This window comes from Candidatus Accumulibacter aalborgensis, from assembly GCF_900089955.1.
GTDB lineage: Bacteria > Pseudomonadota > Gammaproteobacteria > Burkholderiales > Rhodocyclaceae > Accumulibacter > Accumulibacter aalborgensis.
On sequence record NZ_FLQX01000111.1, the window covers coordinates 22,177 to 46,608 of the forward strand.

Genomic DNA, 24,432 nt, shown 5'->3' on the forward strand with positions numbered 1-24,432 from the left:
AACGGCCGCGCTGCCGAGCCTAGCAAGAAGAGATCAACAGGAACCCTGCTGAATGCCTGATAGCCAAGCGACACTGAGCTTTCTCGAAGCGCGCATCCTCGGCGTACTGATCGAGAAGGAAAGAACGACCCCTGACGCGTATCCACTGACGCTGAACAGCCTGAGCGCCGGCTGTAATCAGAAATCAGCCCGCGACCCGGTGATCAGCGCCACGGACAGCGAAGTGCAATCGGCGCTCGAGGCCCTGCGCAGCCGCGTCCTGGTGCTCGAAACCTATGGGGCATCCGGCCGCGTGCTGCGTTATGCCCAGAATTTCGGGAAGGTGTTCGGCGTACCGGCAGCGAGTGTCGCCTTGCTGGCCACCCTGATGCTGCGCGGTGCGCAAACGGTCAGCGAGCTGCGCGCCAATAGCGAACGGCTGTACCGCTTTGACGATGCCTCCTCCGTCGAAGCCTATCTCGAGGAACTGGCAGCGCGCAGTGGCGGCGCTTTGACGACCAGATTGTCCAGACAGCCGGGGTCACGCGAACATCGCTGGGCGCACCTGCTCTGCGGAACAGCCGCCCTGCCGCGAGAAGCCTCTGCTGGCGAGACCATCACTGAAAACGCGGCCTTGGCAGAAAGGGTGGCTTGCCTGGAACTCGAGGTCGCTGAACTCCGGGCAGCGATCAAGGCGCTCGCTGGCGAACCCGGCCAGTAGAAGTCCTCCAGCGGTCGTTTATTGCTTGAAGCGGCGCCCCGTCTGTGCCACATTCTGAATTTCCGCCCATCTATCTGCCCAACACCAGAAGTCAGAGGCTGTGAAAAAATTGACGCAGCCCCACCAAGCCGTCATTCCCGCCTTCGCGGGAATGACGAGACCCGGAATCGGGATTTGTTGATTTATCCACAGGCTCTCAGGAGACAACATGCAGCACGTGATCTGGATAATGTGGCCGGCATTCATCGCGGCCGGCATCGCGGAGACGATATTTTTTACGATGATTGATCCGCGGCAGTTGTACCTGTTCGGAAATCTGGTCGAATGGTCGCCGACGGCCACCTACTCGACGGGCTTTCTCCTCTTCTGGCTGGTCTGCATCGGATCAAGCCTGATGACCTATTTCATGATGCCGCGTGGTGTCAAGGATGTGCTCACCAAGGCGGCCGGCGAACGCGAGGACCTCGCCCGGCCCAAGCGCAGGGAACCGGCCGGCGGCGGCCGCTAGAGCAGGGACAACCCGGTTTGAAGGTCGTTCTGCAGGTCGATGACCGCCTCCAGACCGACGGCAATACGCAGCAATGCTTCGGTGATTCCCGCTGCTGCCCGCTGCTCCGGTGTAATGCGTCCATGCGTCGTCGAGGCAGGATGCGTCAGGGTGGTCTTGGTATCGCCAAGATTGGCGGTAATCGACAGCAGACGACAGTGGTCCACCACCTTCCAGGCTTCGGCGCGCCCTCCCTTGACGGTAAACGAGACGATTGCACCACCGCTTCTTTGCTGCCGTCTGGCGAGATCGAACTGCGGATGCGAGGGCAGGCCGGGATAGTAGACGCGCGCCACACTCGGATGCTTCTCCAGCCACGTGGCCAGTTGCAGTGCCTTGGCTGACTGCGCTTCAAGGCGGATCTGGAGAGTCTCCAGCCCTTTCAGCAACACCCAGGCGTTGAAGGCAGACAGTGTCGGCCCGGCCGTACGCAGAAACTTGAATACTTCATCGGTCAAGACTTTCCGTCCAGCGACGGCGCCTCCCAGTACCCGCCCCTGACCATCGAGGAACTTGGTCGCCGAATGGACGACCAGATCAGCTCCGAGGTCGAGCGGTCGCTGCAAAATCGGCGTACAAAAGCAGTTGTCGACCGCGACCAGGACACCCTGCCTGTGCGCGAGAGAGACCAGTGCTGCGATGTCGGCGATTTCGGTCAGCGGGTTCGACGGTGTTTCAAGAAAGAACAGCTTCGTTTCCGGCCGCATGGCAGCCTCCCAAGCGGCGACATCCGTCTGCGCGACAAAGGTGGTCTGGATGCCGAAACGCGGCATCATGGTGGCGAGCATCTGCTGCGTCGCGCCGAACAAGCCCGTCGAGCCAACGATGTGGTCGCCGCTGCTGCACAGCGCCATGACCAGCGAAAGGATGGCCGACATTCCCGATGCGGTGGCAATGCACGCCTCAGCGCCTTCGAGAGCCGCCAGGCGATCCTGAAAAGCGGCTACGGTCGGGTTGGTGAAGCGCGAGTACACATTGCCCGCTTCCTCACCTGAAAACCGTGCCGCAGCCTGCGCCGCGTTGTCGAAAACGAAACTCGAGGTCAGGTACAGCGCTTCGCTGTGCTCATTGAACTGACTACGTTCCTGGCCCGCGCGCACCGCCAGAGTTTCGAGGGAATAAGGGTAATCATGATCCATTGACTTCAGCCTTCAGACATCAGGTTCAGTTGCAACTGCTTTGCTGCCCAACGATCGTCCTTGCTCAAGGCGTGGTGACCTTCGCGGGCCAGTTCGATGGCATTCAGATAGTCGAGGCTGACATCGCCGGTGACGTAGGTGCCATCAAAGCACGACGTATCAAACGACGAGAGCGTCGGCTTCAATTCGCGAATCGAAGTCTTTAGCGCGTCCAGATCCTGATAGACCAGGGCATCGGCACCAATCTCGCACGCGATCTCCTCGCCGGTTCGTCCGGTGGCGATCAGTTCGTGGCGCGACGGCATGTCGATACCATAGACATTGGGATAACGCACGGGCGGCGACGCGGAAGCGAAGTACACCTTCAACGCACCAGCAGCCCGCGCCATCTCGACGATCTCGCGGCTCGTCGTGCCTCGGACGATCGAATCATCGACCAGCAGGACGCGCTTGCCCTTGAACTCCTGGGCCACGGTATTGAGCTTCTGGCGGACAGACCGGGTGCGCGTCGCCTGACCGGGCATGATGAACGTGCGGCCGATATAGCGATTCTTGACGAAACCTTCGCGATACGGAACACCGATGCGCTGCGCCAACTGCATGGCCGAAGGACGGCTCGAATCGGGAATCGGGATGACGACGTCGATCTGGTCGACCGGAATATACTTGACCAGTTTGTCGGCCAGATGCTCACCCATGCGCAAACGTGCTTCATAAACCGATACCCCGTCGATCACCGAGTCCGGTCGGGCCAGGTAGACGAATTCGAAAATGCAGGGTGAGAGCACCGATTTGGTGGCGCATTGACGATGGTGCAAGCGGTGCTCGAGGTCGACGAAGATCGCCTCGCCCGGATCGACATCGCGTAGGACCCGGAAACCCAGGGTATCGAGCGCCACCGACTCGGAAGAAAACAGGTACTCGATGCCCTCAGGCGTCTCATGCGTCCCAAAGACCAGCGGCCTGATTCCGAAGGGGTCGCGGAAAGCGAGCAGGCCGTAACCAGCGATCATCGCGACCACCGCATAGGCTCCGCGGCAGCGGCGATGAACGGCGGCCACCGCGGCAAAGATGGTGTCGAGATCCAGGCGACAGCCTTTGGCTGTCGCCTGCAGTTCATGGGCCAGAGCGTTGAGCAACACCTCTGAATCCGAACTGGTGTTGATGTGTCGCAGATCCTGACGGAACATCTCTTCCTTCAGTTGTTCGGTATTGGTCAGGTTGCCATTGTGTCCGAGGACGATGCCGAAGGGCGAGTTGACGTAGAAGGGCTGGGAGAGGGCAGCATCGAATGCCGAGCCGGCGGTCGGGTAGCGGCAGTGGGCAATCCCCATGTTGCCTGGCAAGGCCCGCATGTTGCGCGTGCGGAAAACATCGCGCACCAGCCCCGACCCCTTGTGCATGTGAAATGCATCATGCTCGGCGGTCGCGATACCGGCCGCGTCCTGTCCTCGATGCTGCAGGACCATCAATCCATCATAGAGCAACTGGTTTACGGCTGTTGTTGCAACGACCCCGAGAATCCCGCACATAGTCTTTTCCTACCCGAACCTGATTCGTTTAGCCACTTCCGATGGCAGCCAAGGCTTGCTGGCCAGAACTGCCGTTTCGAGCGGAGCAGCGAAATACGCCTCACTCCACCACTTTTCTCTCGGCAGGGAAGTCATGCCGCCCACAGCAACGAGGACCAGGACGATCAGCAGACCCCGAGCCACCCCGAAGATGACGCCGAGCAGACGATCGGTCAAAGTCATGCCAAGTGCCTTGAGCAGGCCACGTACGGCCAGGCGAAGAATCGCCATCGCGACCAGGACGAGAACGAATACCGTCACCCAACCAGCCGCCACGCGCAAGGCCGGATCGGCAATCGCCGCGTACCCCTGGGCAAGCCATGACCCCCATCCCTTCGCCGCAAGAAAAGCGAGCACCCAGGCGACCAAGGCGATGATCTCGCCGACCACGCCGCGCCACATGCCGAGCAAGAGAGACGCCGCGACGACCAGTATTACAAAGGAATCAAAGATGGTCATTGCCTGCCGGCGACGACTCCATTGACGCCACTTCGTTGCAGCTTCTCGAGAGCCTTCTCAGCGGCCTCGCGAGTTGGGAAAGGGCCGGCGCGCACACGCGTCTTCGTGCCGTCCGGCGAACTGAGGACCTCGGTATAGGTATTCACCCCCAGTCCACCGATCTTGCTCTGTAACTGCTTGGCGTTGTCGGGATTGGCAAAAGCCCCGATCACGATGACATGCTGCCCCCTGCCCCCTTTGGGCGGCGCTGCGGCGGCCACTGGCTTGCCGGCAGGGTGCGCATTCGTGCGCGGTGGATCATCCGCGGCCGGCTTGCCAGTCTCCTCAGCCGGTTTCTCGGCCGCCTGAGGAGTCGGCGTCTCGACCGGTTTGTCGGCCTGCTTGTCAACCGCTTTTTCGGCTGGCTTCTCGGCCGGCTGGTCAGCCTTCTTCACCGGGGCTTTATCCGGAGACTTTTCCGCGGGCTTTTCAACCTTCTTCGCCACCGGCTTCTCGGGCGCCTTTTCGACCGGCTTTTCAACCTTCTTCGCCGCCGGCTTTTCGGGCGCCTTGTCGGCGGCTTTTTCAACCTTCCTTGCCACCGGCTTCTCGGGCACCTTGTCGGCGGGCTGGGTCGGTTTCGCTTCGGCAGCTTTTTCCGGCAACTTCTCGACGGGCTTGACGATTTTCTTGTCAACAGCTTTCTCCGGCACCTTCTCGGCCGGCTTTACAAGCTTCCGTTCAGCAGTCTGGTCACCCGCTTTCTCCGTCGGCCTGGCCGCCGTGCCAACTGCCGGCTTGGCCACTGGCACGACTGCCGGCGGCTTTTGCGGAGCATCGCTCGACACGATCGCCTCCGGCGGCGGTTCGACGCTGGCCACGGGCGCAACAGGCGCGCTTGACGGCGACTTGGCGGCCAGATCCCTGGCCTTCAGCGGCGGGGGATCCTGACCCGGAATCCGTATCAGGACTTCCTGCACCGTGGGTTTCGGCTCCTCGTCCATGGCCATCGGTAGAATCACAGCCGCCAACCCGGCAAGAGCCACTGCGCCAACCAGGCGGCGCCGTGCCCTTTTCTTGAGCTGAAGTTGCGGATCGGAGGATTCAGTCATCGGTATCGTGCAGTCAACGCGCTTCGCTCAGCGGCCATTCTTTAAGCTGCGCAAGACGGCAGCGACCGTGTAGAACGATCCAAAAACGACGATTCTATCATTTTCCCTGGCCAGCTTGGCAGAACGGTCGAAGGCCAGCGCCGGGGAAGCAAGGCACTCGACCTGACCGCCGAGACCACCGGCGGTCACGGCATGGGCCAGGGTAGCAGCCGTCGCGCCCCGTGGCACGTCGAGATTGGCTACCAACCACACGTCGACCTTGCCCGCCAGCGGCGCCAGCGACCCGGCGATATCCTTGTCGGCAAGCATGCCAACAACGACGATCGTTCTGGCGAAGAAACCCATCTCACCGAGGTTGTCGACCAGGTTACCGACGGCCTCCGGATTGTGCGCCACGTCAAGGACGATTGCTGGCCTCCCTGGGAGCACCTGAAAGCGTCCGGAGAGTTCCGGTTCGATGAGTCCGCGCCGCACCGCCTGCATCGAAACCGGCAGTCTGGGCCTGAGCAACTCGACGGCAGCAAGCGCGGCGCTGGCATTGCGCAATTGACCGCGGCCACGCAGGGCGGGATTGGCCAGGCCGCCGCGGCGCAGGCCATCGCGGCCCCAGAAGGTCCACTGCAGCTGGTCTCCGAAATAGCCGAAATCACGCCCGAGCAGGTGCAGGTCGGCACCAATCGCCAAGGCGTGCTCGATCAGTGACTGCGGCGGGTCGGGATCGGCACAAAGCGCCGGTCTGCCTGCACGGTAGATGCCGGCCTTCTCGAAACCCACCGCCGCGCGCGTCGACCCCAGCCAGTCTGTGTGATCGAGGGCAATGCTGGTCACCACGGCGCAATCCGGATGGTAGGCATTGACCGCATCCAGCCGGCCACCCAAGCCGACTTCGAGAATCATCACGTCGACCTGACGGACGCGAAAGACCTCCAGTGCGGCCAGCGTACCGAACTCGAAATAGGTCAGCGCTACGTCGCCGGCCTCCTGCCTTGCCGCCTCGACCTTCGCGAAAGCCTCACCCAGCTCGGCGTCGCCCACCGGCAGCCGATCAATGCGCACTCGCTCGTTGTACTCGAGCAAATGCGGCGAAGTGTAGCAACCGACGCGGTAACCGGCGAAGGCGTAAATAGCTTCGAGATAGGCGCAGGTCGAACCCTTGCCGTTGGTCCCGGCGACGGTAAGCAGCGGACACTGCGGTTGCTGACCCAACGCATCCTTGACCAGGACAACGCGCTCCAGGCCCAGTTCGATTCCGGCCTGCCCAAGTGGATGGAGGCGTTCTAGGTGCGCCAGCCACAACGCCAGTGAGGAGGATTCCGGGGGAGCACCGGTCGTTGCCGCAGGCTGCCCCCCACCCTGCTCAGCGATCACGCCGCTCCTCACTGCAATGCAGGCCGCTTCTGCAACAGGGCCAACAGTCCGGCCACCCGGTGCTTCATTTCACGGCGGTCGACGATCATGTCGATCGCCCCCTTGTCGAGGAGGAACTCGGAGCGCTGAAAACCGTCGGGCAAGGTCTCGCGCACGGTTTGTTCGATGACCCGCGGGCCGGCAAAACCGATCAGCGCCCCCGGTTCGGCAATCACCACATCGCCGATGAAGGCAAAGGAGGCGGACACGCCGCCCATCGTCGGGTCGGTCAGGATCGAGATGAAGGGTAATCCGACTTGCGACAGTCGCGTCAATACTGCCGTCGTCTTGGCCATCTGCATCAGCGAGAACAAGCCTTCCTGCATACGCGCGCCCCCCGAAGCGGTGACGCAGACAAACGGCACATCGTGCTCGACTGCCGCCAGCACGCCCCACGCGAAGCGCTCACCAAGGACCGAGCCCATCGAACCACCCATGAAGTCGAACTCAAAAACGGCGAGAACCACTGGCACTGACGCGATCGCTCCGCGCATGACCACCAGTGCGTCAGTCTCGCCAGTGGTCGCTGTGGCGTCCTGCAGGCGCTCGGGATAAGCGCGGCTATCCTTGAAAGCGAGCGAATCGACCGGCAGCACCTCGGCACCGATTTCGCGACGTCCCTCGACATCGAGCAGCAGATCGATACGCGCCCGGGCGTCCAGGCGCTTGTGATGACCACACCTGGGGCAGACGTGGCAGTTGTTCGCCAGATCGGTGGCGTAGAGCACGGCTTCGCACGCCACGCACTTGCTCCACAAGCCTTCGGGCAGCGACGACCTGCGCGCCACACCGCTGTCGTTGCGCTTGATTTTCGGCGGCAGCGCCTTGCTCAACCAGCTCATGGCTGTTCGCGCAAAGCGCTGCTGGTGGCATCGATCCCCCGACGAAGGCCAGCAACCAGGGCCCTCACGTTCTCACACGCTTTGTCGGGTGATGACTGCTCGATTTCTTCGATGATCCGGCTGCCGATGACGACCGCGTCAGCCAGTTCGGCTACGGCAGCGGCAGTTGCAGCATCGCGGATACCGAAACCGACGCCGACCGGGACACCCGTGCGGGCCCGAATTTCCGGGATGCGAGCGGCTACGGCAGCGACGTCGAGGGTGGCCGAGCCGGTCACGCCCTTCAGGGAGACGTAATAGATGTAGCCGCTCGCTAGTGCCCCGACCTGCTCCATACGCGCCTCGCTCGACGTCGGCGCGACCAGAAAGATCGGATCGAGCGCGTGCCGGTGCAAGGTCCGGGCAAACTCGACCGCTTCCTCGGGTGGGTAGTCAACCACCAGGACGCCGTCGACGCCGGCATCGAAGGAAGCGGCGGCAAAGGCATCGAGACCCATTGACTCGATCGGATTGGCGTAGCCCATGAGGACGATCGGCGTCTCGTTGTCGTCGGCACGAAAGTTGGCCACCATGCCGAGCACCTGCCGCAGGTTGACACCCTGCGCCAGCGCTCGCTCGGAAGCCCGCTGGATGGTTGGCCCGTCGGCCATCGGATCGGAGAAAGGCACACCAAGCTCGATGATGTCGGCCCCCGCCTGGACCAACGTATGCAGAAGCGGAACGGTCAGTTCCGGATGGGGGTCACCAGCGGTGATGAACGGGATCAGCGCCTTGCGCCCTTGCGCCTGCAGGCGCTCGAATACAGCCTGTATTTTCGACATGGTCAGAATGTGATTCCCGATTTTTCGGCAACGGTGTGCATATCCTTGTCACCACGACCGGAGAGGTTGACCAACAGGATCTTGTCTTTCGGCAGGGTCGGTGCCAGCTTGCTGGCGTAAGCGAGGGCATGGCTTGATTCGAGCGCCGGAATGATGCCTTCGAGGCGGCACAGATCGTGAAACGCCTGCAGCGCCTCGGCATCGCTGACGCTGACGTATTCGGCGCGACCGCAGTCCATGAGCCAGGCATGCTCGGGGCCGACGCCCGGATAGTCGAGGCCGGCCGAGATAGAGTGCGTCTCGATGATCTGGCCATTCTCATCCTGCAGCAGATAGGTCCGGTTACCGTGCAGCACGCCTGGCCGACCAGCCGTCAAGGAGGCGGCGTGGCGCCCCGTGGCGATGCCTTCACCGGCTGCTTCGACGCCAATTAGACGCACCGCCGCGACCGGAATGTAGGGATGAAAAATGCCCATCGCGTTCGAGCCACCACCGACACAGGCGATCACGGCGTCCGGCTGGCGCCCGCACTGTTCCTGCATCTGGGCGATCGACTCGCGACCGATGACCGACTGAAAATCGCGCACCATCATCGGATAGGGGTGCGGACCGGCCACCGTCCCGATGATGTAGAAGGTGTTGGAGACATTCGTCACCCAGTCGCGCATCGCTTCATTCAAGGCGTCCTTGAGCGTTCGTGAACCACTCTCGACCGGAACGACGGTGGCGCCGAGCAACTTCATGCGGTAGACGTTGGCGGCCTGCCGCCTGATGTCTTCGGAACCCATGTAGACGACACACTCCATGCCATAGCGCGCGGCAACGGTCGCCGTGGCGACGCCATGCTGGCCGGCACCGGTCTCGGCGATGACGCGCGGCTTGCCCATGCGCCGGGCGAGCATCGACTGACCGATGCAATTGTTGATCTTATGCGCACCGGTGTGGTTCAGGTCTTCGCGTTTCAGGTAAATCTGCGCCCCGCCAAGCCCTTCCGACCAGCGTCTGGCGTGATAGAGCGGACTCGGCCGACCGACGTAATGCCTCAGGTCGTAGTCGAACTCGGCAATGAACTGCGGATCACGCTGAGCGGCGGCGTAGGCTTCCTTCAGTTCATCGAGCGCGCCGATCAGGGTTTCGGCGACGAAGACACCACCATACTGGCCGAAATGGCCACTGGCGTCGGGTAGATCGTAGTCTTGCGCATGCTGGGTCATCAACACTGTCCTTGTCGCCATCAATCGCTGTTCATCAATCGAGCAGCCCACACTGCGGCGACAAAGGCACGCATCTTGTCGGCATCCTTGATTCCCTTGCCCGCCTCGACTCCCGACGAGACATCGACCGCCGCCGGTCGCAGGCGACGTACCGCTTCGCCGACATTGTCGGCGTCCAGACCACCGGAGACGATCAGCGGTCTGTCCAGCGCCGCAGGTACCAGCGACCAGTCGAAGACCTTGCCGCCACCACCGTACCCGTCCACAAAAGCATCGAGCAGGATCGCCTGGGCCGACGGGAAGGCAGCCGCGTATTGTACCAAATCCATTCCCGGCCTGACGCGCGCTGCCTTGATGTAAGGCCGATCGAACTGCCGGCAATACGCTTCGTCTTCGTCGCCGTGCAGTTGCAACACATGGATCGGCACGGCGGCCAGCGTTGCCCGCACCACCGCCGGATCAGCATTGACGAACAAGCCGACGATACTGACGAAAGGCGGAACGGCGCGCGCCAGTCGAGCCGCCGTCTGCAGATCGACGAAGCGCGGACTCGGCGGGTAGAAGACCAGGCCGAGCGCGTCGGCGCCGGCGTGCACAGCGTGCAGCAGATCGTCGATGCGGGTCAGCCCGCAGATTTTGATACGTGTCATCAGTAAAACATCCTAAAGTGCCGAACATCGCATCGCCCGACTGATACCTGATTGCGGTCGACTCTGGCATCCGGTACGTGGTGCAATGCGCTTCGCTTATTGCACCCTACGCATTGACGCTCGTTTCAGCTATTACCATGACGGCACGAAGGGCAGAAATGGCGTCGCGTCGGCAATCGGCAAACCACTATCCGCGGGGTAGCTGACCGCGACGAGATAAAGCCCTGCGGCCGAAAAGGTCGGCGCTGCCAGACGGCGATCGCCGGCGAGCAGCAGTTCTGCGATCCATTCCGGCGGACGCTTGCCCTGCCCCACGTGCACCAGACTGCCGACCAGATTGCGCACCATATGGTGAAGGAAGGCAGACGCCTCGAAGTCGAAGACCAGCAGATCCCCGCAACGTCGTATGTCGGCCTGACGCATGAGCTTCACCGGCGAACGTGCCTGACAAGCCGCCGCTCGGAACGCGGAAAAATCGTGCTCACCGAGCAGTAACTCAGCGGCTACCTGCATCGCTTCGACATCGAGCGGATGATGGTACCAGCCGACCTTGCCGTGGCAAGCCCCCGTTCGATGCGGCCGATTGAGCAGCAGATAACGGTATCGCCGGGCGTACGCCGAAAACCGGGCATGAAAATCGTCAGCCACCACTCGCGCCCAGCGGATGGCCACCGCCGGTGGCAGAAAGGTGTTGGTACCGCGCACCCAGGAGAACAGCGAACGTTCAATCAGGGTATCGAAGTGAACGACTTGCCCCGTCGCATGCACACCGGCGTCCGTACGCCCGGCACAGACCACCTGGAGCGGCACTCCGGCGAACTTCTGCAAGGCGTCTTGCAGGGCGTCCTGCACGGTACCGCCATGCGCTTGCTTCTGCCAGCCGCGAAAGCCACTCCCATCGTACTCGACAGCCAGGGCGATTCTCATTCCTCACGCCTGCCGAAGACAGAACAGCGCCACGCAGCCGGCCACGACCACGAACACGGCGACCACATAGTCCACCCAGGAGAATTGGCAATCAGCAATTTCAAAGACTTCGTTTGTGCTGCTGGTGGGCACATCGAGCAACAGGCGCCAGTCGCGGGGACGCGGCATCGTTTCGAGGTGGCGCAGGACCAACAACAGGCGAACCAGGGCATGATCAGGGTCTAGCCCCAAGCGTCGCAGTGGTCCCAGCAAGCGGCGCGTGGCGGTCAACAAATCGGGCAGCGCCATTCGCTCGCGGAGAACCGCCACCGCCATCAACACCAGCAGCAAGCGTCCGACATGGGTCAAGGCATCAACCAGTCCCTCACCAGCAGGTGCCAGGGGGCCGCTCCAGACAGGCTCACCGGCTCCTCCCCAGGCGAGAATGACAAACAGCGACAGGAAGAACCAACGCGCGCCCGAGACCAGCCGTCCCCAGCGCCGCAGCGTCGGTCCGCCGACCAGAGGCAGCATCAGCACCACGGTCGCCAGCAGGGTGCCGTCAAGGGACTGGAGCGCGACCAGCATGAAGAGCCAGACGACCAGTCGGGTGGTGGGATGCACAGCGCGCTTGGCTGCTCTGGAGTCAAGGCATCGGCGTGGCCCGCGCGACACCGCAGGCCAACAGCCGCTAGTCGCCCTGGCTTGTCCTACTCGCGCAGGCCGGCAAGAATCGCCAGCGCCGCTTCCCGTTGCGCGGCATCACCGTCCTTGAGGACCTCCTGCAAGAGTTCGCGCGCACCTTCCAGATCACCCATTTCCTCATAGGCCTTGGCCAGGTCTAGCTTGGTGGCCAACTCTTCGCTGGAGCTGATCTCGGGTTCCGCCACCAGGTCCATGTCACCCATGTCAGAGCGGAGCGCTGCGTTCAGTTCGGCGTCTGTCTGTTCTGCGGGAAAGCCGGGATTGACCAGCGTATCCTCCTGCTCGGCATCGAAGGAGAGATCGGGCGAATCGCCCGTCACCCGTGCCGCCGCAGGACTGAGTCCATCGACATCCGCCAGATCCAGGCTGATCGACGACATATCGTATGAGGGATGCTGCATCGACTCACCCAGGATGGTCGACTCGGTCAGTGTGACGTCGAACTCCAGGGCATCGCCAGCCGCTGAACCGACGTCCACCAGTTCGTCCGGTTCGGTAGGCGCAGGTGCCCGAGCCTCCGCTGTCTCCCGCTTCTCCACTTCCGGATCGGTTGGCCACTCGGCCCCCAAGTCAAACTCGAAATCAAGCCCTGTATCATCTGACAAGGCACCTGGCAGCGAGCCGGGTGCAACGAGGATGGTGATCTCCGGCGCTTCGATGTCGCCCCTAGGTGGGAGATCATCCAGATCGTCTGCTGGCGGCACTGGCCGAATCGGCGGCGCCGACGGCAGCGGCAAAGAAGCAGCCAGGTCGAAATCCAGAGTTTCTCCGGGAGCCGGACTGGGGAACGACAGGGTCGTTTCCAGGTAGGCATCCTCAGCAGCGGCGCGTGCCACTGGCTCGGCATGGCCCAGGCCAAGATCGAAATCCAGGCCCGCCAGCTCGATCGGCTCTGCTGCTGCTGCCGCTGCCACTCGACCCTCCTCGGAAGGCCCGGAAAGAACGTTCGCCACGGCCGCGGCAGCAGCCATCTGTGACAGTTGCCCCGGCTTGCTGACCGTATCCTGCAGCGAGGCAGCGGACTCCTTGGGGACGATGATGGTCGCTTCGACATCAGGAGACGACGGCGTAATGATCTCGGTCGCGCCATACAGCCGGCTCCTCGGGTCCATCTGCAAACCCATGGCAGCCGCTTTCTCCCAATCGGCACCGACCCCGCCGGTGGCCGCAAAGAGCTCTGTAGCCAGCGTGTCAAATGGTCTGGCATCGCGGCGGCTCAAATAGATCTCGAGCAGCTTCAGATGAATGGCATAGCGTTGCGGTTCCTTCTGCTTGGCTTCGAGCAGAATCTCTTCCGCCTGTGCGTCGCGCCCGTAGGCCATATAGACGTCTGCTTCGGCCACGGGATCCACGTCATCAGTGTCGATGCTCCCCGGGCCCGCCTGGCTGAAATCGGTCTGTGCCATCGAGTGAGAGGTATCGACACTCTGCCCGCCGGTGCTGCGGAATACCGAATTGGCCACGAGCACGCTTTCACCCTGAGGCGCAAGCGTGCTGGTTGACTCAAGCGACCTCTCGCTCTCACTCCGATGGCGACGTCTGGAAAACCAGTACGCAGCAAGCAGCGCGAGGATGCCGGCAGCGCCGAGCAAGACGGGCGTTCTGGTCAGCAACTCCTCAAGGAAACCGGGTTCTTCCGGCGCCGGCGGAGGCACCACAATCTTGGCTTTTGGCACTTCGGCTGGCTTCGGAGCTTCCTCCTTGACCTCTGGCTTGGGCTCTTCCGGCTTGGGCTCGGGCTTGGCTTCGGCAGGCTTGACCTCAGGAGCCTGTTCGGCCGGCTTCTCAACAGGCGTCGCGGCGGGCAGCGGTACAGCAGGCGGCGAAGCTTCGCTTCGACCAGGCGGAGCCGCTGGCGTGGACACTGGCGCCACGATCGGCGCGACGGGCGGCGTCCGTGTGTCCTCGACCGATTTCTTTGCTTCGACGGCCGGCACACCCTTGGCAGCCGACTGTTTCTCCAGATCGGCCAGGCTCTGGCTCTTCAGCTCAACCAGCCTCTGCAACTCGGCGACATTCCGCTCAAGGCTCGCCAAGCGTTCGTTGGCATCCTTGAGCGCCTTCTCCTTGGCGATCAGGTCCTCGTCAGTGCGCTTGGCCGTGGCCACCACCGGCTTGCCACCGGGAAGCTCGGTCTTCGAGACCTTCAGTTGATCCTTGGGCTCGACCGAAGGGCTCGCCTTGTCCGCCACTCTGGCCGTGATCTTGCCGCCAGCCTGCTGCCTTGCTGCCTCGTCGACTACCGGGGCGTCGGCGGCGACGGCAGCCAGTTTTCGGCGATAGCCACCCCAGTCCGACGACTGCGCGATCACCATTCTGCTGGCTTCGTCCCGCGGAATTGCCCCCAGCGAGGCCTTGTCCGGTACCGCAAGAATTCGTCCAGCCTTCAGCCGGTTCATGTTGCCCCGGTCGAATGCGTCCTGGTTGGCCTGGAACAAACCAACCAGCATTTGGTCGAGCGATACCCCATCGGGGCGGAGCTCACTGGCAATCTTGCCCAGCGTTTCACCGCGTCTGACCTCGTAGGTGCCGCCACCATCCGCCGTTTGCGGCGCCTGTTCGCTGCCCCTGGACTTGTTGTAACGTTCCACCCTGACCGGTCTATCGCCAGCGCGCGCTTCGCCAGACGCCGGCAGCGCCGCCACTGGTCTGGCAACGGCGGGCGCCGTGGCAGCAGCGGTCTTGGCGGCAAACTCGACAGGATCGAGCAGGAAGGTGTACTCCCGAACCACGCGACCTGTTGCCCAGTTGAGTTCCAGCAGCAGATCGATGAATGGATCGTTGATCGGCTTGTCCGAACTCAGCCTGAGGATGGTCTGACCATTTGGGCGCTTGCCGACGGTGAAAGCAATGCCCAGCAAGGTCGGCGCGTACTCCACACCCGCCTGCCTGAAGGCATCCTGAGAGGCGAGTTGCGCCTTCATTCCCGCGAGTTCTTCGCGGGACGCAAAGACTTCGACCTCAGCGCGCAAGGGTTGGCCAAGAGCAGACAGGACAGTGACCTTGCCCAACCCGGCGGCATCAGCGGCCAATGGCAAAGCTGCGACCACCAGAGCCGACGCGACCGCCCAGGCAGAGGTCCGCAGTCTCGGATTTTTCGTTGTGTGATGTATTTTCTTGGCCACAGCGCCGCCCTGCGCGTCGAAATCGGAATTATTAAAGTAACATCATGAAGTTAGCCATGCAAGCTAAACTTGCCTCTGATTCGAAAGCCGCGTGCACACCAAAACCGGCAACCGGCTGCCAACACCCGGTTCTTTTTTGTCATTAAATTAGTTATCAAGCAAAATACGAAGCATACGACGGAGTGGCTCGGCGGCCCCCCACAGCAACTGGTCGCCTACCGTAAAAGCCGCAAGATATTCCGGCCCCATCGCCAGCTTGTGCAGACGGCCAACCGGGACGGTCAGAGTACCCGTGACCGCTGCGGGGGTCAGCTCCCGCTCACTGCTCTCGCGTTTATTCTCCACCACCTTCACCCAGGGGTTGGCCTGCGCGATGATGTCGTTGACCTCATCCAGCGGGACATCCCGCTTCAGCTTGATGGTCAAGCCCTGCGCATGGCAACGCATGGCACCGACGCGCACGCACAGCCCGTCGACCGGAATGCTGCCCGGCGAGCGAAAAGCGGGGCGACCGAGAATCTTGTTGCACTCGGCGCCACCCTTCCACTCTTCCTTCGACTGGCCGCCATCGACCGGGACGTCGATCCAGGGGATCAGGCTTCCCGCCAGCGCCGTAGCGCGGAAGTTGGTCGTCGGGAAACTCGGCGAGCGCATGGTTTGGGCGACCTTGCGATCGATCTCGAGGATCGCCGATGCCGGATCGGCCAGTTCGACCTTCACCGCGTCGTGCAGAGCGCCCATTTGTAGCAGCAACTCACGCATGTTCTGCGCTCCGGCACCGGAGGCCGCCTGGTAGGTCATGGCGCTGACCCACTCGACCAGGTCGTGCCGGAACAGCCCACCCACACCCATCAGCATCAGCGAAACGGTGCAGTTGCCGCCAATCCAGTTGCGGCCGCCATTCGCCAGTGCCTCCTTGATGACCGCGAGGTTCACCGGATCAAGGATGATCACCGCGTCAGCGTGCATGCGCAGCGTTGAAGCCGCGTCGATCCAGTGGCCTTGCCAACCGGTAGCGCGCAGCCTGGGGAAGACTTCCTTCGTGTAATCGCCACCTTGACACGTCATGACGATGTCCATCTGGCTGAGCGCCTCGATCGACATCGCATCCTGAAGCGTGCCGGCTTCCTTGCCGGCAAACACCGGCGCCTTGGCGCCCACGGCGGAGGTCGAAAAATAGAGCGGCTCGATGTGCTCGAAATCCTGCTCGTCGATCATCCGCTGCATCAGGACCGAGCCTACCATGCCACGCCAACCCACCAGACCAACCTTCAGCATCGCTTCACCTCGACCAGTAATCCGAATCACAACGCCGCCAGAACCGCATCACCCATCGCTCGGGTACCGACCTTCCGAGTACCCTCCTCGTAAATGTCGGCGGTGCGGTAGCCCTGCGCCAGAACCTGTTTGACCGCGCGTTCGACGCGTAGAGCGACCGCCTCCTGAGCAAACGTGTAGCGTAGCATCATCGCCACCGAAAGGATCGTCGCCAATGGATTGGCCACGCCCTGGCCAGCGATATCGGGTGCCGAACCGTGACAAGGCTCATACAGGCCCTTGTTGTTCGCATCGAGAGAGGCCGAAGGCAACATGCCGATCGAGCCAGTGAGCATCGAAGCCTCATCCGACAGAATGTCGCCGAACATGTTGCCGGTTACCATCACGTCGAACTGTTTCGGATTGCGCACCAACTGCATGGCTGCGTTATCGACCAGCATGTGGCTGAGCGCGACATCGGGGTACTCGGCGGCTGTCTCGCTGGCCACGTCGCGCCACAACTGGGTCGTTTCGAGGACGTTCATCTTGTCCACCGAACACAACTTCCGGTTCCGCCGACGCGCTGCCTCGAAAGCAACCCGCAGGATCCGGCGAATCTCGCTTTCGCTGTAGTGCATGGTATTGAAACCGAAGCGCTCCTGGCGACCATCGATAGCGCGCGTTTCGATCCCGCGCGGCTGACCGAAATAGATGTCGCCGGTCAGCTCGCGCACGATCAGGATGTCCAGACCGGCCACCACTTCGGGCTTGAGTGTCGACGCGTTGGCAAGTTCCGGGTACAGAATCGCCGGACGCAGGTTGGCGAACAGGCCGAGCTGCTTGCGAATCCCGAGCAGACCGCGCTCCGGACGCTGGGTCCGCGGAAGCTGGTCCCACTGCGGACCGCCGACCGCACCGAGCAGGACCGCATCGGCTTCCTGAGCCAGGCGTTGCGTGGCCTCCGGATAGGGGTCGCCGGTGGCATCGACCGCGCAGCCTCCGAGCAGAGCTTCCGCCAGCTCGCAATCGAGGTCGAGGGCCTGCAGGACGCGCACTGCTTCAGCCATGATTTCCGGGCCAATACCGTCGCCGGGGAGAACACAAATCTTCATCTTCTGTCTTTCAAACGAACCACCCGAGTGTCGCGACCCCAGGCTTCTCGGCGAGGGCCTCGAACCGTTGGGACATCGAATGGCGGATTATGTCACAGCGCTGTCGTCGCTGTCAGCGAAGAGTTGACCATCTGACCGCCCGCTGGTCTGCGGTGGCTGCAAGGCAGGAGCAGGCACGCGCAGAGTGGCTTTCTGACCGGCATCATCGAGGTCTGCCCTGTTCACCCATAACGCGACGAAGATCAGGCCGACGAGCGCAAAAGCAGAACTCAAGGAAAAGGTCAGCGCCGCACCCAGGTGCTCCCACGTCCACCCACTGAGCAGACCGCCGACCAGACCCCCGGCGCCAAACGACACGCTTGAATACAATGCCTGTCCGCGCGCCTGGCAGCGACCCGGGAACCAGCGATTGACGGCGGCAATCGCTGCCGCATGGTAGGCACCGAAGGTCAGCCCGTGCAGCAGTTGGGCCAGGACGATCACCGGCAGCCACTCGACACCCCAGCCGATCATCAGAAAACGCACCGCCGCAGCAGCAAAGCTGACCAGCAGAATCGTCCGCAGACCGAACCGGTGCAGCAGGCCGACCATGAAGAAGAAGACAACGATCTCGGCAAGCACACCAAGGGACCACAGGCAGCCGACCAGCAGTTTGCTGTAGTGATGATCCGACAGGTGGATCGAGTAGAAGACGTACAACGCCCCGTGTGCCGCCGACATCGCAAAACACGCGGCAAACAGTGCCTTGACGTGCACCTGACGGATAACCGTGGCGACCGGCACGGGCTCCTCTGCATAACCGTGCATTGGCGCCTCGGGAATGGCCAGCGCGTAGATCAGAATGCCAGCCAGCGTGCCGACGATCACCCACAGCAGGCTGGGCAGTGGCAGCTCATCGAGCAGCGCCCCGGTGGCCATCACGGCGAGGATGAAGCCGATCGAACCCCACAGCCGTATACGGCTGTAACGCCCCGACTGATCACGCAGATGATCGAAAGTCACCGTTTCGACCAGCGGGAGGGCAGCACTCCAGAAGAAGGCCAGCAGGGCCATGGCGAGCAGCACGGGGACGAAGCCCTGCACGGCGAAAAAGCCTGCAAAACCGATCAGGCTCAACAGGGCTGCCAGACGAACGACGGCCATCCGTTGGGCGAGATGATCCGCGAGCGCACCCCACAAAAAGGGCGCGCAGAGACGCATCAACTGCATCTGCGACATCAACAGACCAATATCCCAGGCTGAAAACGACAGCGACTGGAGATAAAGCCCAAAATAGGGCGAAAACGCGCCGACAAAGGCGAAATAGAAGAAGTAGTAGCCGGAGAGGCGCCAATACGGCAACGCATGCATCCGGCAATTATACCGGATGCATCAGATCAGAGAAGATCGGATCAGTCGCCGTTCTTGTGTGCGACCAGCATTCGGTACATCTGGTCCTTGAGTCGCACGCGGTGCTTCTTCATGGTCTCGATCGCGAAATCATCGACCGGTAGATCTTCCTCTTCCAGACGTTCGACCTCACTGGTCAGGTGCTGGTATTCATCATACAGCGTGCCGAATGGCTCACTGGCGGCTTTCAGCGCGTGAATCACATCCAGATACTCAGGGAACTCATGGTGAAGGTCGTGGTGCTCAACTTGCATGATCATAGCCTCTCACTGATCGATCCTGGTCCGCCCCATGCGCGACCGGGCCTGGCCATTATAACCATTGGCGCGCCTGCCCGTCACCCCACAGCGCGGCCTGCGATGCGCGGTGTGGCGCACACCACGTCGCCGCACTGGGCGCGATGGCGCAGCGCCTGATCGATCAACACCAGCGCCAGCATAGCCTCGGCAATCGGCGTTGCCCGGATGCCGACGCAGGGATCGTGGCGACCGTGCGTTTCGACCCGCATGGCCTGGCCCGACAGGTCCACCGAACGGCGCGGCAACCGGATGCTCGAGGTCGGCTTGATGGCCAGGTTGACCCGTAGATCCTGTCCGCTAGAGATGCCGCCGAGTACGCCACCAGCGTGGTTGGAGAGAAAGCCCTGCGGCGTCATCTCGTCGCCGTGCTCACTTCCCTTCTGGGCAATGCTGGCAAAGCCGGCGCCGATCTCGACACCCTTGACGGCATTGATGCCCATCATGGCATAGGCGATCTCGGCATCGAGACGGCCATAGACCGGCTCGCCCCAGCCTGGCGGCACGCCGGTGGCGGTCACGGTGATCTTCGCGCCGACAGAATCGCCGGACTTGCGCAATTGATCCATGTACATCTCGAGCTGCGGCACCAGTGCTGCATTCGGGGCGAAGAAAGCGTTGCCGGCGATATCGGCCGCGTCGACAAAGGGAATCTCGATCGGTCCGAGTTGGCTCATCCAGCCCAGAATCGCCACGCCGTAGCGTTCTGCCAGCCACTTGCGGGCGATTGCCCCGGCGGCCACGCGCACCGCCGTCTCGCGTGCCGAAGAGCGGCCACCGCCGCGGTAGTCGCGAAAGCCGTACTTCTGCGTGTAGACGTAATCCGCATGGCCGGGACGAAAGGTCTCGGCGATGTTGCCGTAGTCCTTGCTGCGCTGGTCCTGATTGCGGATCAAGAGGGCGATCGGCGCACCTGTCGTCCGGTCTTCGAATACTCCGGACAGGATCTCGACGGCGTCAGGCTCGCGCCGCTGCGTCACATGGCGTGAAGTGCCCGGCTTGCGGCGGTCGAGTTCAGCCTGGATGTCGGCTTCGCTGATCGCCACTCCCGGCGGACAACCGTCAACCACGCAGCCGATCGCCGGCCCGTGCGATTCGCCAAACGAAGTCACGGTAAACAGGGTACCGATGGTGTTGCCGGACATGGATTCCTCTGGCGGGTTAGAATGGCAGTAAAGTCTAGCACAGTGCCGCTGCCCACCTGGACTGACCCCGATGAGCATCAAGCCGATACGCCCCCACAAACCGCCGGCAAGACCCGGTCCAGGCCTTGCCAAGCAGCGTCATTCAGCGCCCGACGACCATGCGCAGCGTCAGCCGGATCGCCGCTGGCAGCGGACGGTTCGCTATGGCTGGGACAAGGGTGGCAGCAGAGGCGGCCGCTAGCCACAGACAGCCCGTCAGGCGCTGCCGATTTGCCCGTTGTCGACACCGCGCGCTCGGTCCTGAAGCGCGCCACCTGTGGTGATGGATGTTCCTGAGCAGTGCCGCGTCTTTCGCACAGACCCCGAAAAGCGCAAGAATCGGGTGGCCAGCAAAGCCCATCGGTACGACAATCCGATCACACCACGACTTTGACGAAGGCCTTCATGGACGCCGCCAGCATCGCCAGACTGTTCTTGCTCGCCGCCATCTGGGGAGCTTCGTTCCTCTTCATGCGCGTCAGTGTTCCCGCCTTCGGCCCGGTCGCGTTTATCCTCTTCCGCGTCGCCATTGCAGCCGGGTTCCTCTGGCTGGCGAGCCGCTGGCTGAAGCAGAAGCTGGAACTGGGCCACCATTGGCGATATTTCCTGATTCTTGGCGTGTTGAACTCGGCCTTGCCCTTCATCCTTTTTGCCTATGCCGCTCAATCGCTGCCCGCCTCGCTGCTATCAATTCGCACGGCAGCATGTGGATGGCCAGCCTGGCCGTTCTGCCGCTGTTCCTGCTCGCGCCGATCCGCCAGACACCGGACGCCGGCGACTGGGCTGCCGTCTCGCTGCTCGGTATCGTCTGTACCGGGGCAGCGTATCTGCTCTACTTTCGGCTGATCGCCGACGTGGGTCCCACACGTGCACTCTCGGTGACTTTTCTGATCCCGGTATTTGGCGTTCTCTGGGGTGCCATGTTCCTCGGCGAAGCCATCGGCTGGCATACCCTGTTCGGGGGCACGCTGGTCCTGGCCGGCATCGCACTGACTAGCGGGCTGCTCAAACTACGGAGAGAACAGGCATGAATGACGCCAGCGAACGCTGCCGGGCGTACGCCACGGTCGCCAGGGCGATCCGTTTCGTACGCCAGAACACCGCCTCGCAGCCCGACCTGCAGCAGGTCGCCGACCACGTCGGCATGAGCCCGTTTCACCTGCAGCGCACCTTCACCCTGTGGGCCGGGATTTCACCCAAGCGCTTTCTGCAATACCTGACCAAGGAGCATGCGCGGACACTCCTGCGCGCGCAGCACGACGTTCTCACGACCGCACACGCCGCCGGCCTGTCAGGGCCTGGACGACTGCACGAGTTGATGGTCACCTGCGACGCCGTCACGCCGGGAGAGGTCCGCGCGCTGGGCGATGGGCTGGCCATCACTTACGGTTTCGGCCCGACGCCATTCGGATGGGTGATCGTCGGCACGACCGAGCGCGGCCTTTGCCATTTGCATTTCACCGCGTCGGATAACGACCTTGAGGCGATCACACAACTGCAGTCCGACTGGCCACGAGCGACGCTGATGCGCGACGACGATACCCTGGCCGAGACCATCGAACGGGTTTTTCGGCTTGCCGACGGGCAGCAAGGGCTGCACCTCTTGCTCCGCGGGAGCAATTTCCAGATCAAAGTCTGGGAGGCCCTGCTCAGCATTGCGCCCGGTGATGTCGTCTCGTACCAAACGCTGGCGGCTGGCATCGGTAATTCGCGTGCTCAGCGCGCCGTCGGCTCCGCGCTGGCACGCAATCGAATCGCGTGGCTGATCCCCTGCCATCGCGTCATTTGCGAGAGCGGTGATGTCGGAGGTTATCGGTGGGGCAGCGAGCTCAAGCTCGCTCTGCTGGGATTCGAAGCGGCCTACGCTGCGAGTAGCAAATAGCGAATAGCCAGGGCCGGCGCCAGAAACTGAAAAAGCCTGGGAGCTTTTGACTCCCAGGCCTTCTGGCGGTTCAAGCCAGCCCAACGACCGCTCAGTGACCGGATGCCGAAGACGAGCCGACGCCCGTTTCTGAACGCACCTTCTGCGCCGGGTAGAGCGAACGCTCAAGTTGCGCCTGCTTGCTGTTGTCCATCTTGGAAACCAGATAGATCACCAGGAAGGCGGCCGACATCGAGAACAGGCCCGGTGAGGAGTAGGGGAACAGCGCGCTGCCTTTCGGGTTGTGCAACACGTGCTCCCACACCGAGGCCGAGAGAATGGTCAGCACCACCGAAGAAATCAGCCCAACGACACCGCCGGCAACCGCCCCCTTGGTCGTGCAGTCTTTCCAGAGGACCGACATGAAGAGCACGGGGAAGTTGGCCGAACACGCGATGGCAAAGGCCAGCATCACCATGTAGGCGACGTTCTCCTTCTCGAAGGCGATGCCGAGGAACACCGCGAGGATGCCGAGACAGATCGTGGTGATCTTGGAAACACGCAGTTCCGACGCCGAGTCGGCATTGCCATGCTTGAACACCGTCGCGTACAGGTCGTGCGACACGGCCGAAGCGCCCGACAGCGTCAGGCCCGCAACCACCGCCAGGATCGTCGCGAAGGCCACCGCCGAGATGAAACCGAGGAAGACGTTGCCGCCGACCGCGTTCGCCAAGTGGATGGCGGCCATGTTGCCCCCGCCCTTCAGGCCCTTGGCCAGGTCCCCATCGACGTAATAGAGCTCGGGGGCCTCGATCAGCAAAACCACCGCGCCGAAACCAATGATAAAGGTGAGGATATAGAAGTAGCCAATCCAGGTGGTCGCCCAACCGACGGACTTGCGTGCTTCCTTGGCGCTCGGCACAGTGAAGAAGCGCATCAGGATGTGCGGCAGACCCGCGGTCCCGAACATCAGCGTCATGCCAACCGAGATCGCGGAGATCGGGTCCTTGATCAGCGCCCCAGGGCTCATGATCGCGTCGTGCTTGCTGTGCACCTCAACCGCCTTGGCAAACAGCGCTTCCGGGTTGAAGCCGAACTTCCAGAGCACGGCCAGGGCCATGAAAGTGGCACCGGTGAGCAGCATCATGGCCTTGATGATCTGCACCCAGGTGGTCGCCGTCATGCCGCCAAACAGCACGTAGCACATCATCAGTACACCGACGATGACCACCGCGTAGGTGTACTCGAGACCGAATAACACCTTGATCAACTGACCGGCACCGACCATCTGGGCGATCATGTAGAAGGCCACGACGACCAGCGAACCGGTCGCCGCAAAGGTGCGCATAGGCGTCTGCGAGAAGCGATAGGCAGCGACATCGGCAAAAGTGAACTTGCCGAGGTTGCGCAGACGTTCAGCCATCAGGAAGGTGATCACCGGCCAGCCGACCAACCAGCCGATCGAGAAGATCAGCCCGTCAAAACCGTTGTTGAACACCAGACCTGAAATACCCAGGAAGGACGCCGCCGACATGTAGTCGCCGGCGATCGCCAGACCATTCTGGAAGCCGGTAATGCCGCCACCGGCCGTGTAGAAGTCGGCAGCGGACTTCGTTTTCGCCGCGGCCCACTTGGTGATCCCCAGGGTAATGGCGACGAAAATGGCGAACATCGCAATCGCCACCCAGTTGGTCGCCTGCTTTGTCGTGTTGCCGAGGTCGGCACCCGCGGCAACAGCGCCCGTGGCGGCCAGGAGGCCGAGCGTCAGGCCGATAATGTTGCGAGTCGATTTACTGATCATTTCCTGTTCGCCTCCTTGATGATCTCGGCGTTCAGTTCGTCGAACTCCGTGTTGGCGCGCCGAACATAAATGTTGGTCAGGATGATCGTGAATATGATCACGCCGACACCGAGCGGGATGCCGATCGACGTAACCATGCCGGCGCCGAGTTTGGTCGCCAGCCATTCCTTGTTGAAGGCGATCAACAGGATGTAGCCGTAGTACACAATGATCATCAGGATCGACAGGGTGATGCCGAATGAATTGCGCTTGTGCACCAGCTCGTGATACTTCGGATTGGCCTCAATCCGTGCAACGATGTCGTCGTTCACTTCGCTTTTCCTCCTCCAAAATGGACTTGTGTCTGGACTTGTGT

At 62.3% G+C, this 24,432-nt stretch carries 22 protein-coding genes and 1 pseudogene; 4 read left to right on the plus strand and 19 right to left on the minus strand.

The annotated features are described in order from the left end of the window. Positions 1 to 52: 52 nt before the first annotated feature. Both ACCAA_RS10730 and ACCAA_RS10735 read left to right on the plus strand, forming a co-directional pair. Complete coding sequence (locus tag ACCAA_RS10730; RefSeq protein WP_186407243.1) at positions 53 to 700, plus strand: YceH family protein; 648 nt, start codon at positions 53 to 55, stop codon at positions 698 to 700. A 208-nt stretch (positions 701 to 908) separates the two neighbouring features. Then, on the plus strand, positions 909 to 1,208 hold the full coding sequence (locus tag ACCAA_RS10735) for a hypothetical protein (RefSeq protein WP_186407244.1): 300 nt from the start codon (positions 909 to 911) through the stop codon (positions 1,206 to 1,208). Here the strand turns inward: ACCAA_RS10735 and ACCAA_RS10740 are convergent. The 17 genes from ACCAA_RS10740 to aroC all read right to left on the minus strand — a co-directional run bounded on the left by ACCAA_RS10740 (position 1,205) and on the right by aroC (position 20,376). After that, complete coding sequence (locus ACCAA_RS10740; protein ID WP_186407245.1) at positions 1,205 to 2,386, minus strand: O-succinylhomoserine sulfhydrylase; 1,182 nt, start codon at positions 2,384 to 2,386, stop codon at positions 1,205 to 1,207. The two genes, ACCAA_RS10735 and ACCAA_RS10740, sit on opposite strands and share 4 nt — an antisense overlap. A gap of 5 nt (positions 2,387 to 2,391) precedes the next feature. Next, positions 2,392 to 3,918: an amidophosphoribosyltransferase gene (purF, locus tag ACCAA_RS10745; RefSeq protein WP_186407246.1), complete on the minus strand. Its 1,527-nt coding sequence runs from the start codon at positions 3,916 to 3,918 to the stop codon at positions 2,392 to 2,394. 9 nt (positions 3,919 to 3,927) lie between these two features. Further along, a complete protein-coding gene (locus tag ACCAA_RS10750; RefSeq protein ID WP_186407247.1) occupies positions 3,928 to 4,416 on the minus strand; it encodes a CvpA family protein in 489 nt (162 codons plus the stop codon). Continuing rightward, positions 4,413 to 5,507 (minus strand): SPOR domain-containing protein, encoded by a 1,095-nt coding sequence (locus ACCAA_RS10755; protein ID WP_186407248.1) that lies wholly within the window; start codon positions 5,505 to 5,507, stop codon positions 4,413 to 4,415. Before ACCAA_RS10755 ends, ACCAA_RS10750 begins: the two co-directional genes overlap by 4 nt. Positions 5,508 to 5,534: 27 nt before the next feature. Then, positions 5,535 to 6,875 carry a bifunctional tetrahydrofolate synthase/dihydrofolate synthase gene (gene folC, locus ACCAA_RS10760; RefSeq protein WP_186407249.1) on the minus strand — a complete coding sequence of 447 codons (1,341 nt, stop codon included), beginning with the start codon at positions 6,873 to 6,875 and terminating at the stop codon, positions 5,535 to 5,537. Between the two features lie 8 nt (positions 6,876 to 6,883). Next, positions 6,884 to 7,756 (minus strand): acetyl-CoA carboxylase, carboxyltransferase subunit beta, encoded by an 873-nt coding sequence (gene accD / locus ACCAA_RS10765; RefSeq protein WP_186407250.1) that lies wholly within the window; start codon positions 7,754 to 7,756, stop codon positions 6,884 to 6,886. Continuing rightward, positions 7,753 to 8,577: a tryptophan synthase subunit alpha gene (trpA, locus tag ACCAA_RS10770; protein WP_186407251.1), complete on the minus strand. Its 825-nt coding sequence runs from the start codon at positions 8,575 to 8,577 to the stop codon at positions 7,753 to 7,755. The genes accD and trpA overlap by 4 nt, the downstream gene beginning before the upstream one ends. Positions 8,578 to 8,579: 2 nt before the next feature. After that, on the minus strand, positions 8,580 to 9,791 hold the full coding sequence (gene trpB / locus ACCAA_RS10775; protein ID WP_186407252.1) for a tryptophan synthase subunit beta: 1,212 nt from the start codon (positions 9,789 to 9,791) through the stop codon (positions 8,580 to 8,582). Positions 9,792 to 9,811: 20 nt separating this feature from the next. Continuing rightward, positions 9,812 to 10,441 (minus strand): phosphoribosylanthranilate isomerase, encoded by a 630-nt coding sequence (locus tag ACCAA_RS10780; RefSeq protein WP_186407253.1) that lies wholly within the window; start codon positions 10,439 to 10,441, stop codon positions 9,812 to 9,814. A 132-nt stretch (positions 10,442 to 10,573) separates the two neighbouring features. Next, a complete protein-coding gene (gene truA, locus ACCAA_RS10785; protein ID WP_186407254.1) occupies positions 10,574 to 11,368 on the minus strand; it encodes a tRNA pseudouridine(38-40) synthase TruA in 795 nt (264 codons plus the stop codon). Positions 11,369 to 11,371: 3 nt separating this feature from the next. Further along, positions 11,372 to 11,971: an energy-coupling factor transporter transmembrane component T family protein gene (locus tag ACCAA_RS10790; protein WP_186407255.1), complete on the minus strand. Its 600-nt coding sequence runs from the start codon at positions 11,969 to 11,971 to the stop codon at positions 11,372 to 11,374. Between the two features lie 86 nt (positions 11,972 to 12,057). Next, positions 12,058 to 15,084: a motility hub landmark protein FimV gene (locus ACCAA_RS10795; protein WP_186407256.1), complete on the minus strand. Its 3,027-nt coding sequence runs from the start codon at positions 15,082 to 15,084 to the stop codon at positions 12,058 to 12,060. A gap of 240 nt (positions 15,085 to 15,324) precedes the next feature. Then, complete coding sequence (gene asd / locus ACCAA_RS10800; RefSeq protein ID WP_186407257.1) at positions 15,325 to 16,455, minus strand: aspartate-semialdehyde dehydrogenase; 1,131 nt, start codon at positions 16,453 to 16,455, stop codon at positions 15,325 to 15,327. Between the two features lie 26 nt (positions 16,456 to 16,481). Further along, positions 16,482 to 17,546 (minus strand): 3-isopropylmalate dehydrogenase, encoded by a 1,065-nt coding sequence (gene leuB / locus ACCAA_RS10805; RefSeq protein ID WP_186407258.1) that lies wholly within the window; start codon positions 17,544 to 17,546, stop codon positions 16,482 to 16,484. 87 nt (positions 17,547 to 17,633) lie between these two features. After that, positions 17,634 to 18,896: an MFS transporter gene (locus ACCAA_RS10810; protein ID WP_186407259.1), complete on the minus strand. Its 1,263-nt coding sequence runs from the start codon at positions 18,894 to 18,896 to the stop codon at positions 17,634 to 17,636. 41 nt (positions 18,897 to 18,937) lie between these two features. Then, positions 18,938 to 19,189, minus strand: coding sequence for an HP1242/YdcH family protein (locus ACCAA_RS10815; RefSeq protein WP_186407260.1), 252 nt, complete (start codon positions 19,187 to 19,189; stop codon positions 18,938 to 18,940). 83 nt (positions 19,190 to 19,272) lie between these two features. After that, positions 19,273 to 20,376 carry a chorismate synthase gene (gene aroC / locus ACCAA_RS10820; protein WP_186407261.1) on the minus strand — a complete coding sequence of 368 codons (1,104 nt, stop codon included), beginning with the start codon at positions 20,374 to 20,376 and terminating at the stop codon, positions 19,273 to 19,275. A gap of 444 nt (positions 20,377 to 20,820) precedes the next feature. Here aroC and ACCAA_RS10825 point away from each other — a divergent pair. Then, a pseudogene (locus tag ACCAA_RS10825) lies at positions 20,821 to 21,446 on the plus strand (DMT family transporter). Further along, positions 21,443 to 22,297, plus strand: a complete 855-nt coding sequence (locus ACCAA_RS10830) for a methylated-DNA--[protein]-cysteine S-methyltransferase (RefSeq protein WP_186407262.1) — start codon at positions 21,443 to 21,445, stop codon at positions 22,295 to 22,297. Before ACCAA_RS10825 ends, ACCAA_RS10830 begins: the two are co-directional and overlap by 4 nt. A 91-nt stretch (positions 22,298 to 22,388) precedes the next feature. Here the strand turns inward: ACCAA_RS10830 and ACCAA_RS10835 are convergent, their stop codons facing one another. Beyond that, positions 22,389 to 24,077, minus strand: a complete 1,689-nt coding sequence (locus ACCAA_RS10835) for a cation acetate symporter (RefSeq protein ID WP_186407263.1) — start codon at positions 24,075 to 24,077, stop codon at positions 22,389 to 22,391. Continuing rightward, positions 24,074 to 24,388 (minus strand): DUF485 domain-containing protein, encoded by a 315-nt coding sequence (locus ACCAA_RS10840; protein ID WP_186407264.1) that lies wholly within the window; start codon positions 24,386 to 24,388, stop codon positions 24,074 to 24,076. The genes ACCAA_RS10835 and ACCAA_RS10840 overlap by 4 nt, the downstream gene beginning before the upstream one ends. Positions 24,389 to 24,432 lie beyond the last annotated feature (44 nt).